The 11,223-nt window shown below is 42.6% G+C and carries 9 protein-coding genes and 1 pseudogene; 8 read left to right on the plus strand and 2 right to left on the minus strand.

Annotation, left to right across the window (positions count from 1 at the left end):
* Positions 1-1,319: alpha-L-fucosidase (locus tag QM629_RS04040; RefSeq protein ID WP_415157445.1), on the plus strand; the 1,319-nt coding region annotated here is incomplete at its 5' end.
* Between the two features lie 119 nt (positions 1,320-1,438).
* The gene (locus QM629_RS04045) at positions 1,439-3,907 is read left to right on the plus strand and encodes an ABC transporter permease (RefSeq protein ID WP_415157447.1); all 2,469 of its coding nucleotides are present in this window, start codon (positions 1,439-1,441) and stop codon (positions 3,905-3,907) included.
* Positions 3,908-4,054: 147 nt separating this feature from the next.
* Here QM629_RS04045 and QM629_RS04050 read toward each other — a convergent pair whose 3' ends face one another.
* On the minus strand, positions 4,055-5,551 hold the full coding sequence (locus QM629_RS04050; RefSeq protein ID WP_415157449.1) for a gluconokinase: 1,497 nt from the start codon (positions 5,549-5,551) through the stop codon (positions 4,055-4,057).
* 145 nt (positions 5,552-5,696) lie between these two features.
* Between QM629_RS04050 and QM629_RS04055 the strand changes: the two genes are divergently transcribed.
* Together QM629_RS04055 and QM629_RS04060 are read left to right on the plus strand one after the other, a co-directional pair.
* Positions 5,697-7,433: a GMC family oxidoreductase gene (locus QM629_RS04055; RefSeq protein WP_415157451.1), complete on the plus strand. Its 1,737-nt coding sequence runs from the start codon at positions 5,697-5,699 to the stop codon at positions 7,431-7,433.
* A 146-nt stretch (positions 7,434-7,579) separates the two neighbouring features.
* Complete coding sequence (locus QM629_RS04060; protein ID WP_415157453.1) at positions 7,580-8,233, plus strand: gluconate 2-dehydrogenase subunit 3 family protein; 654 nt, start codon at positions 7,580-7,582, stop codon at positions 8,231-8,233.
* Here the strand turns inward: QM629_RS04060 and QM629_RS04065 are convergent.
* On the minus strand, positions 8,220-8,363 hold the full coding sequence (locus QM629_RS04065) for a hypothetical protein (protein ID WP_415157455.1): 144 nt from the start codon (positions 8,361-8,363) through the stop codon (positions 8,220-8,222). The two genes, QM629_RS04060 and QM629_RS04065, sit on opposite strands and share 14 nt — an antisense overlap.
* Positions 8,364-8,580: 217 nt before the next feature.
* On the opposite strand from QM629_RS04065, the gene QM629_RS04070 reads away from it, so the two are divergent.
* The 4 genes and pseudogenes from QM629_RS04070 to QM629_RS04085 form a co-directional block, all read left to right on the plus strand.
* Complete coding sequence (locus QM629_RS04070) at positions 8,581-9,120, plus strand: YceD family protein (RefSeq protein WP_415157457.1); 540 nt, start codon at positions 8,581-8,583, stop codon at positions 9,118-9,120.
* 16 nt (positions 9,121-9,136) lie between these two features.
* On the plus strand, positions 9,137-9,331 hold the full coding sequence (rpmF, locus tag QM629_RS04075) for a 50S ribosomal protein L32 (RefSeq protein WP_415157459.1): 195 nt from the start codon (positions 9,137-9,139) through the stop codon (positions 9,329-9,331).
* A 16-nt stretch (positions 9,332-9,347) separates the two neighbouring features.
* The gene (gene plsX / locus QM629_RS04080; protein WP_415157461.1) at positions 9,348-10,304 is read left to right on the plus strand and encodes a phosphate acyltransferase PlsX; all 957 of its coding nucleotides are present in this window, start codon (positions 9,348-9,350) and stop codon (positions 10,302-10,304) included.
* Between the two features lie 301 nt (positions 10,305-10,605).
* Positions 10,606-11,142: pseudogene (locus QM629_RS04085) on the plus strand (MBL fold metallo-hydrolase); the annotation flags it as partial.
* Positions 11,143-11,223 lie beyond the last annotated feature (81 nt).

Raw genomic sequence — 11,223 nt, forward strand, 5'->3', positions numbered from 1 at the left:
TAATCGCACTTATACACTACATGAGATTGCTTCTTATACTTGCTCATGCAGCAAATTTAAACATACGGCATAGCCACGAGTACATAACCACCGCCAAAGGCGGTGGTTTTTCGAGAACTAATAAAAATTATGGCGCAGATTTTAAATACGAGCAATTTGAACCCATGTTCAAAGCCGAAATGTTCGACCCTGGCCAATGGGCGGAAATTTTGAAAAATTCGGGAGCAAAATATGTAGTGCTTACATCAAAACATCACGAAGGCTATTGCTTATGGAACAGCCCCGAAGCTGACCGGGATTGGGGGCATGCATGGAATGCGGTAACAGGCACATCTAAACGTGATTTGCTGGGCGATCTTACTGCTGCTGCCGTAAGAAATGCAGGTTTAAAAATGGGTTATTATTATTCTTTGTATGAATGGTTTAACCCGCTTTGGCTTAAAGACAAAAAACGCTTCGCCACAGAGCACATGATTCCACAGCTAACAGGTTTGGTAAATAAATACAAGCCTTCGCTCATTTTTGCTGATGGTGAATGGGACTTGCCTGATACAGCATGGCATAGCCTCGAATTTCTTACATGGCTCTTCAACGAATCTGCAGTAAAAGATGAAGTAGTGGTAGATGACCGGTGGGGAAGTAATTCAAGGGCAAACAATAAAGGGGCCATGTATGTTACTTCTGAATATGGAAGCGGCATGGATAAGAATGTAGCGTGGGAGCAATGTGAAGGTGTTGGCCACTCGTTTGGTTATAACCGCAACGAAAAACTGGAAGATTATAAAACCAGCCGGGACCTTATTTTAATGTTGATTGATGTTGTTTCCCGTGGCGGTAATTTGTTGCTTGATATTGGCCCCACTGCCGACGGGAGAATCCCTGTTATCATGCAACAACGGCTTGCAGATATTGGCGCATGGCTGAAAACCAATGGCGACGCTATTTACGGAACAAAGCCATACACACAACCTTATCAATGGAGCGAAGGAAAACTACCGGCAAAAAATAAAAAGGGCGGCGAGTTTATGGGCGCTTATAGTGTTTCTGAATTAATAAAACCAAAAAAAGATTCGGCGCATATCGAAATGTTTTTTACGGAAAAGGGTAAAGATTTGTTTTGCATATTGCCCGTATTTCAAGCAAAAATTATTTTGAAAAATTTTACAGCGAATGCTGCTTCATCTGCTATTATTTTAGGGGCTGATAAAACTTTCAAACCCAAAAATACCGGCAGTGATTGTATGATTGACCTATCGGAAATTAAACCTGCTGAAGTGCCTGGCGAATTGCTTGTATTGAAAATAAAAGATGCGTTGTAAAAATAGTATGCAGGTTTTGGGAACGGAATAAGTGAAGGTTTAAAAAGCCAAAGTATAAGCGGTTATAAATTATAATCAATCTAAAAAGCGCACCCCTCCAGGGAATGCAGGAAAAGCTTATGTTCAAAAATTTTATCAAAACCACTTTCAGGAACCTGGCAAAACATAAAGGGCTTGCTATAATTCACCTGGCAGGGTTATCTGTAAGCATAGCGGCGGGCATGCTTATTTTTATGTGGGTGAATTACCAGTTCAGCTTTGACAAATCCCTTAAAAACCATGCTGATATTTATCGTGTATATCCGCATATACAAATAAATGGCAACAATTTCACTTCATCTATGGCGCCGCCGCCTTTGCGCAGCTTTCTTACCAATAATTTTCCCGAAGTGGAGGCCACCACAAGAATTTATAAGTATAACAACAGCATCGTGGGCCGTGATGAAAATGGCAGGCCTTCACAATCGTTTCATGAAGAACTGTATCAGGCAGATTCTGCTTTTTTCCGCGTGTTCAATTTTAAAATGCTGCAGGGCAACCCACTTGAGGCATTGGTAAAACCCAACTGCATTGTTATTACAAAATCAACAGCCATAAAATATTTTGGCGAGGAAGCTTTTAATGCTGGCGCAGTGCCCGGGCAAAGTTTGAATATAAACATGGGTGGCTGGAAAATGGTTTGCAAAATAACAGGCATTACCGAAGATGTGCCTGCCAATGCGCATTTTCATTATACAATTCTTCTTTCCGATGCTACCGATTCGTGGTATGGTTCGCAGGTATGGGTTGACAATACTTATTATACGTATGTATTGCTGAAAAAAGGAACGGATTATAACCGGTTTGAAAATAAAATACCCGCTGCTGTCAGATCGCATATTGATCCTTTTCTGCAAACCAATTTCGGGATTGCTTATGACAAGTTAAAAGCAAAAGGCGATTACTGGGAGTATAAACTACAACCTGTAACAGACATTCACCTGCACTCCAATTTTGAGCGGGAATTAGAGCCGGGAGAAAATATTGATAACGTGTACATCTTATTGATAGCGGCTTTTTTCCTGGTGCTTATGGCTTGTATCAATTATGCCAACCTTTCTACCGCCAATTCTATACGGCGTTCAAAAGAAATTGGTGTGCGCAAAACGTTAGGCTCATCAAAATTAAAACTGGTTGCATTAATTTTTACCGAAACCGGCATTACATGTTTTATAGCCTGGTTAATGGCATTTATACTTATTATAATATTGCTTCGGCCGTTTGAAAGCCTTATGCACACTGCACTTCCGGCTGCTGCAATTACCAATGCTGCAAGCTGTACAGTATTTTTTGGTTTGTTTTTTATCATAAGTTTATTAGGCGGAATTTACCCGGCATTTTATTTATCATCTTTCAACGCAGTAAAAGCTGTTAAAGGAAAAATAACGCCTGGTAAAAGGTTCATTACTTTCAAAAGCGCATTGATCGTAGCACAGTTTTTTATGTTTATCGGGTTAATTGTTTGTACGCTGATGGTAAAACAACAACTTAATTTTTTGCATGATAAATATCCGGGATTTAACAAAGAAAATGTACTGGTGCTGAAAGATGCCGGGGCGCAATTGAGCGCTGCCAATAAATCTGCAACCTTTATTTCCGAACTGAAGAAAAAGGCAAATGTGCTGTCGGCAAGTATTTGTACCGATTATCCCAATAGCGGTAACGATAACTTTCCTATTGCCGCCAATTTTAAAACCGGTGAACCAGACCACATGGTTGCCAATATTAGCGTAGGATATGATTTTCTAAAAACTTTTAATATTAAGCTGTTGCAGGGACGGGATTTTGACCGTCAAAGCGGCGATGATTCGGTAAAAAGAGTTGTTTTAAATGAAGCCGCAGTAAAAGAACTGGGCATAGAAAACCCTGTTGGCAATTTTATTAACACGCGCTATCTCAACTCGCTTGATATACAAAATGTGCGATGTGAAATAATAGGCGTTACAGATGATTTCAATTTTAAATCGCTTCATAAAACAGTGCAGCCGATGGCAATTTTTTTAAGGAACTGGGGCCAATATGTTGTTATAAGAATTGCGCCGGGCAATGTTTCCCACACCATTAACATCATCAAAAAAACATGGAGCGATTTTGTGCCGGGCGCTCCTTTTAATTCTTATTTCCTGGACGAGCAAATAGATAATTTATACAAAACCGAAGCAGTACTTAGCAATGTGCTGGATATACTTACGGCATTGATAATTCTTATTGCCGTAATGGGTTTAACAGGGCTTACCCTGCTTACCATACAACAGCGCACCAAAGAAATAGGCATACGAAAGGTTACAGGCGCATCAGTTAGCGACATATTGTTTTTATTCTCAAAAGAATATATTAAATGGGTTGGTTTTTCATTTATCCTTACAGCACCGGTTGCCTATTTCATCATGCAAAAATGGCTGCAGGGTTTTGCTTACCGCATCCATATCCAATGGTGGGTGTTTTTACTATCGGCCATTGCCGCCTTAATGATAACGATGATTACCGTTGGCTTCCAGGCAATAAAAGCGGCAACGGCCAACCCGGTGAAAAGTTTGAGGACGGAATGAATCGGTCAACTGTCAACGGTTGACGGTCAACAGTGAGTGGATGAAAGGATGAACAGGATGGCCGTGTTATATGAATGACAAGGCTGTTGCTTCTAACACGCACCCAACACTTAACTTAACAGCAGTTAAAATTCTGCCGCCTGCAGCTCACGGTAAGGCAGATAATTCTGAAAAAACATCTTTTAATCTGCCATACAGGCTGCGGTAAACGGCAAAATATTTTTGATATATGCGGTGATTGGCCGCCGAAGGCTTTACCGTTTTCACATTTTGCAGGAACATCTTTGCATCGCCTATGCTTTTTACTTTCCCAAGCGCTTTCAGGCCAATAAAAGCGGCGCCCAGCGCCGATGCATCCGCCGTTTCATTCAGCATTATCTTTTTGCCGGACACATCTGCAAGCAATTGTATCCACACACCAGATTTTATAATGCCGCCGCTCAGATAAATATGCTTAATATCATTACTGTTTTCTTCGAGCGCCTGCAACACATCAGCCACCGCATAACAAACGCCTTCCAAAACAGCGCGAATAATATGTGCTTCCGTATGCGTTTCTGTTAATCCTATAAAACAGCCTTTTGCATTTTCATCCCAAACCGGCGCCCGCTCGCCAAGTATATATGGCAAAAAGATTAACCCTTCGCTGCCTGGCTTAATTCCGGCTGCGGCTTTAAACAAAGCCTCAAGCCGGCTCTCATTCCTGAATGCCTCTTTCAAAATTTTTTCAACCAGCCATTGTAATGCAATGCCGCCATTGTTTAAGGCGCCGCCCGTTATGTACAATCCATCGCTTATATAATAACAAAACAGCCTTTGCTTTTTATCAGTTACATATTTGTTTGATGTGATGCGCACGGCGCCGCTGGTGCCTACCGTAATGGCAACATTGTTTGCATTTACAATGCCGCTGCCCAAATTTGCCAGAGCGCCATCGCTGGCGCCAAGCACAAAAGGAATAGCCCTGTTAAGTTGTAATGTATTTTTTATAGAAGGAAGCAATACGGTTTCGTAATGCTCAATGGGTTTTAATTCAGAAAGCTTTTTTTCTGTAATGCCTGCGAGTTTTAAGGCATCGCTGTACCAGCAAATATTTTTTGCATCCAGTAAGCCTGTAGCTGCAGCAATGGAGTGATCAACAATGTATTTATTAAACAGCTTAAAAAAAATATACTCCTTGATGGAAATAAATTTATGCGCCCGGCGAAAAATGGCAGGCTGTTCATTTTTTAACCACATCAGCTTGCACAACGGCGACATGGCATGAACAGGCACACCGGTAGCCGCATATAATTTTTTTGCAAGGTTTTTCTTTTCCAGCGCCTGCGCATACCTGGCGCTGCGCAGGTCGGCCCAGGTTAACATATTCATTAAAGGCGCGCCGTTTTTATCCACAGCAAGCAAACTGTGCATGGCGGCACTCAACGATACGCAGGCAATATTTTCTTCCCCGCAAAAATTTATTGATTGCTGAAGCATTTTTACCACTTCTTTAAAAATAGTTGCTGCGTTTTGTTCGTTCCAGCCCTGTTTGGGCGTTATAGGTTGGGTGGCATATTCAAAGGTTTTAAAAACCTTTAAATCCATACCGGTTATAATGGCCTTGCAATTGGAGGTGCCAATATCAATTGCTATTATGTTCATTTTATGCGTTTAAACTATCTGCGGATAAAGAGGGTCATCTTTTATTCAAATCTTACAACGGTTTATTAAAACGAAAATAAAAAGCATTATGGTTAAAGAGTAATACTTATTTTAGCCTTTCTAACGGAAAATCCAAAATAACAAGATGGGGACGCTACAGATTAAGAAGAATTCTAAAAAATACGATGCTGTGATTGTTGGTTCGGGGGCAGGTGGCGGTATGGCAACGTATGTATTGGCAAAGGCCGGTTTAAAAGTTTGTTTAATTGAAGCAGGGCCAATGTACGATCCTGCAAAAAACAGCAACCAGTTGCAGCCGCCCTGGGCTTCGCCAAGAAGGGGCCGGGGCACCAAATTCAGGCCGTTTGGCGATTTTGACGGCTGCTACTGGGCCTGGCAGATTGACGGCGAGCCTTATACCCATGTAGGCGATACCAAATGGGAATGGTGGCGGGCAAGAATGCTGGGCGGAAGAACGAATCACTGGGGGCGCATAACGCTCCGCTTTGGCCCCAGGGATTTTAAAAGGCGCGATATAGACGGCCTTGGCGATAACTGGCCCATAAGTTACGATGATATAAAGCCTTATTATGATAAAGTGGAAACGCTCATTGGTGTTTTTGGCACGAATGAAGGTTTGCCCAACGATCCGGATGGCATATTCCTGCCGCCGCCCAAACCGCGTTTGCATGAAATGCTGATAAAAAAAACAGGCACTTCGCTGGGCATACCCGTAATCCCTTCCCGCTTGTCTATCCTTACCAAAAAAATAAACGATGAGCGCGGCCAGTGCTTTTACTGCGCCCAATGCGGCAGAAGCTGCAAAGTGTATGGCGATTTTTCCTCCTCATCTGTACTGGTTATTCCCGCATTAAAAACAGGTAATGTGGATTTGCTTACCAATTGCATGGCGCGTGAAGTTCAAACCAGCAAAGACGGCCTGGCCACCGGCGTTTCATATATAAATAAGGAAGACATGCAGGAATACGTGGTGGAAGGCAGAACGGTAATCCTTGCCGCCAGCGCCTGCGAAAGCGCCAGGCTGCTGCTTAATTCCAAATCACCAAGGCATTCCGCCGGCTTAGCCAATTCAAGCGGGGTGGTAGGAAAATATTTGCACGATTCCACCGGCGCTGATATGGGGGGGTACCTGCCAAACCTGTTTGGCCGCAAACGCTACAACGAAGATGGCGTGGGCGGCATGCACGTTTATACGCCCTGGTGGCTGGATAATAAAAAGCTGGATTTTCCCCGCGGTTACCATATTGAATACGGCGGCGGCATGGACCAACCGGCTTATGGTTTTGGATGGAATATTCAAGACATCAATGGTAAACAGGTAGCTACCAGGACTAAAAAAGAGGCTGGCGGTTATGGCAAATCGCTGAAGGAAGATTACCGCTTCTTTTATGGCGCATCTGTTGGCATGGCAGGCCGTGGCGAAGCGCTGGCTTTGGAAAGCAATTATTGTGAAATTGACCCGAACACAGTTGATAAATATGGCATTCCGGTGCTTCGTTTCAATGTAAAAAACAGCGAGTACGAAATAAAGCAGGCCAAACACATGAAGGAGACGTTCAGGGAAATATTAACCGAAATGGGCGCTGTGATTACGTATGGCGATGATGGCCCGGAAAATCATTACGGCCTGCACGATCCCGGCGTTATTATTCACGAAGCAGGCACGGTTAGAATGGGAAGCAATCCCAAAAGCTCCGCCCTGAATGCCTGGTGCCAGGCACATGATGCCAAAAATGTTTTTTGTGTGGATGGCGGGGCATTTGTTTCGCAGGCCGATAAAAACATTACGCATACCATTCTTGCTTTAGCGTGGAGAGCCAGCGATTATATCGTTGACCAGATGAAGAAACAGAATTTATAACCACGATTATAAACTGATTTTTTTTGATTTACCTGATAGAACATATCTATCAAGGCAAATCACTGATAAATAATTTTTGAATTAATGTATTTATGATTAGCCTGAATGAATCAGGATAATCTGACAAATCGCATAAAATCCCGGTCATGGACAGAAGAAAACATTTAAAAATACTTGGCGTGGGCGCTGTAACCACCGGTGTTTTGGTTGACGCCTGCAAAACAGACAAAAAGGAAGCGGCAGCGGCGCCGGCAGCGCCAACGATAGACCGCATGCCCGAAGAAAAAGCGCATGATGATGCTATTAAAAACGGGGAGAAATTTTTTACCCCCGATGAATTTGCCACCATTACCGTGCTGGCAGATATTATCATTCCCAAAGATGAAGTAAGCGGCAGCGCCAGCGATGCCAAGGTTGCTGATTTTATAGAATTCATTGTAAAAGATGAGCCCAATCTTCAAACGCCCATGCGGGGCGGGTTAAGATGGCTGGATATGCATTGTTTAAATGCCTATCAGAAAGCATTCAAGGATTGTTCATCACAGCAGCAGATTGAGGTGGTTGACCAGATAGCCTATCCTGAAAAAGCAAAACCGGAAATGAGCTATGGCGTTTCGTTTTTTAATTTAATGCGCAATCTTACCGCTACCGGGTTTTATTCCACACAAATCGGCTGGGCTGATATAGGTTATGTTGGCAACAGGCCAAACCAGTGGAATGGCGTTCCCGAAGATGTTCAGAAACAATACGGCGTAGCTTATACAGAAAAAGAATTAAAAGAGTGCGTTAGCTTCTCTTAAACTGGTTGCCGGCATTATTATGTGAATGTATAATACGCAGCTTGGTTGTTTTTTGAATTCTTTTCTTTGTGTAAATAAGCGATGCCAAAGCCGTTGAAACAGAAACGAATATTTTTTTAAGGTTTCTCATGTTCAATGCAGGTACAGTTTTTTACGGATGCCAAATATTTGTTTAAAGCGAAAAGTTGTTAAAGCCATTTAAAGAGCAAAATTGAGCTTTTTGCTGTATCTGGCAAGATTAATTTGTTAAACTTATAAGTTAGTCGTGGTCTTATATAGGTCTGTAAACAGTAGCTTTGCTTCTTAAGCAAAATTCAATTACCTTTGCCACCCCAAATTTTTCAGGCATGAATTTCAGGAGAGAGTTTGAAATAGCGTTTGTTGGCCTGAAACCAGGGCTTCATCATTTTGAATACCGGATTGATGATAAGTTCTTTGCAAATTATGAAAAGCAGGATTTTTCAAACTGCAACGCAACGGTAAAGCTTGAGCTCGACAAGAAAAGCGGCTTCATGCTTTTAAAATTTGATGTTGACGGAAGCGTTGATGTAAACTGCGACCGTTGCGGTAATCCGCTTACGCTTCAGTTATGGGATGAATTTAAAGTGATGGTGAAGCTGGTGGATAATCCGGATGAAATGAATGCACAGGAAGAAGATCCCGACGTATATTATATCAGCCACGGCGAAAGCCATTTGCACCTGGCAGACTGGATATACGAATTCATAAACCTGAGCATTCCTTTGCAGAAAATCTGCCCGCCCGATGAAGCAGGCAATACGCAGTGCAACAAAGAAGTGCTTGCCAAATTATCGCAGGCTAAAAGCGCAGGTAAATCTGTCAACCCTGTGTGGGAAGCATTAAATAAATTTAAAGATCTTAAATAATTATAAACAATAAACTATGCCAAATCCAAAACGCAGGCATTCTCAGCAACGCAGCGCGAAGAGGAGAACTCATTACAAAGCGGAAGAAGTAACTTTAAGCAAAGACAGCGCCACCGGCGAATTGCATGTGCGCCACCGTGCCCATGTAAGCGAAGGAAAGCTGTATTACAAAGGAAAAGTTGTTTCTGAAAAAGCTCCGCTAAAAGCATAAAACCCTTATTGCTTTAATGAATCTCGCTCTTGACATGATGGGCGGTGATTTCGCACCGCTGGAAGCTGTAAAAGGCTTGCAATTATACCTGCGGAATAATAACGCTGTTGTTTATTGCATTGGCGATGAGCAGCAAATCCGGGCGCTCTTAAGCGAGCATAATTTGCCGGAAGACAAAATAGCCGTTATTCATACCACAGAAGTAATCGGGTATAATGAAAATCCCACAAAGGCTTTAAAAGAAAAGCCTGATTCTTCCATCTCTAAAGGATTTCAGCTATTGGCTTCGGGCAAGGTTGACGCTTTTTTAAGCGCTGGCAATACAGGCGCTATGCTGGTGGGCGCTATGTTTTTCTTAAAACCCATTGAAGGCGTTTCCCGCCCTACCATTGCTTCAGTTATTCCAAAAATTGGCGGCGATACAGCGCTTTTGCTGGATGTGGGCCTGAATGTGGACTGCAAAGCGCAGCATTTAGATCAGTTTGCTATTTTAGGCAGCATTTATGCCAATAGTGTTTTAGGTATTGCCACGCCAAAAGTTGGATTATTAAATGTAGGCGAAGAAGAAGGTAAAGGCAATATGCTGTGCAAGGAAACCTACCCGCTCTTAAAAAATAATTCCCGCATTCATTTTATCGGCAATGTGGAAGGCCGTGATATTTTTAATGGCGGCGCCGATGTTACCGTTTGCGATGGTTATACCGGAAATGTTGTGCTCAAATTAGGCGAATCCATGTATGATATTGCCAAAAGCCGGGATATGCACAACGATGAATTTATACGCCGTTTTGCTTACGAAAATTATGGCGGCACACCCATTCTCGGCGTATCAAAGCCCGTAATAATAGGGCATGGCATAAGCAATGATGTTGCTTTTTGCAATATGCTGCAACTGGCCCGGAAAATGATTGAAACTGATGTGTGCGGCACAATCAGAACTGCATTTCAGGGCGCCCCCACCACTGCTTCATAAAATAATCTTTACAGTTTTTGCAATAATTTTATCACCGGCTCCAAAATGGGCGTATTATTATTCCGATACATTTCCTGATGAACTTTGATTTTCCGCACCGGGAAGCATGATGTCGCACGGAGAACGCAGAGCCAACAGAGGTTATTTCTCTGTGTACTCCCTGGCTCTGTGCGAAAAACTGCCGGAAGGCATCTGAACAAATCCATAATTGTATCCGGAGAAATAAGTACCTTATCTGTGTGATTTCTGTCACAAATAAAATGGCTGCTACGCTCTAATTTTACCTTATAAATTTTAAGCGATGACAGTTGAACAAAACTATACGGGTTGCCTGGCACAGGGCGCCTATTATATAGAAAGCGAAGGCGAAGCTGTTATTATTGACCCTTTGCGCGAAGTGGAGCCTTACATTAAAAAAGCCAGAGAAAACAATGCGGTGATAAAGTATGTTTTTGAAACGCATTTTCATGCCGATTTTGTGAGTGGCCATTTAGACCTCAGCAAAAAAACCGGTGCGCCCATTGTATATGGCCCAACCGCAAAACCGGATTTTGAAGCCATTATTGCAACAGACGGACAGGAATTTAAAGTTGGAAAAATTGTATTTAAGGTATTGCATACGCCCGGCCATACCATGGAAAGCACCTGCTATTTGTTAAGAGATGAGGCTGGCAACGATGCTGGCTTATTCTCCGGTGACACTTTATTCATAGGCGATGTGGGCCGCCCCGATCTTGCACAGAAAGTAAACAATGATCTTACACAGGATAAACTGGCCGGTTATTTATATGATTCGCTGCGCAATAAGATTTTGCCATTGAATGATGATATTATTGTATTGTTGTCCGACTAAATAATTTAAAATCTTGTATTTCAATGTTTGACCTCACCCCAACCCCTCTCCAAAGGAGAGGGGCCA

Origin of the sequence: Parafilimonas sp., from assembly GCF_047606085.1 — a bacterium.
GTDB lineage: Bacteria > Bacteroidota > Bacteroidia > Chitinophagales > Chitinophagaceae > Parafilimonas.

Coding starts and splice junctions, on each gene's coding strand:
- QM629_RS04065 (WP_415157455.1), bottom strand. CDS start 8,363: ATGAGAAACCTTAAAAAAATATTCGTTTCTGTTTCAACGGCTTTGGCA.
- QM629_RS04070 (WP_415157457.1), top strand. CDS start 8,581: ATGAATTTCAGGAGAGAGTTTGAAATAGCGTTTGTTGGCCTGAAACCA.
- QM629_RS04050 (WP_415157449.1), bottom strand. CDS start 5,551: ATGAACATAATAGCAATTGATATTGGCACCTCCAATTGCAAGGCCATT.
- rpmF (WP_415157459.1), top strand. CDS start 9,137: ATGCCAAATCCAAAACGCAGGCATTCTCAGCAACGCAGCGCGAAGAGG.
- plsX (WP_415157461.1), top strand. CDS start 9,348: ATGAATCTCGCTCTTGACATGATGGGCGGTGATTTCGCACCGCTGGAA.
- QM629_RS04045 (WP_415157447.1), top strand. CDS start 1,439: ATGTTCAAAAATTTTATCAAAACCACTTTCAGGAACCTGGCAAAACAT.
- QM629_RS04060 (WP_415157453.1), top strand. CDS start 7,580: ATGGACAGAAGAAAACATTTAAAAATACTTGGCGTGGGCGCTGTAACC.
- QM629_RS04055 (WP_415157451.1), top strand. CDS start 5,697: ATGGGGACGCTACAGATTAAGAAGAATTCTAAAAAATACGATGCTGTG.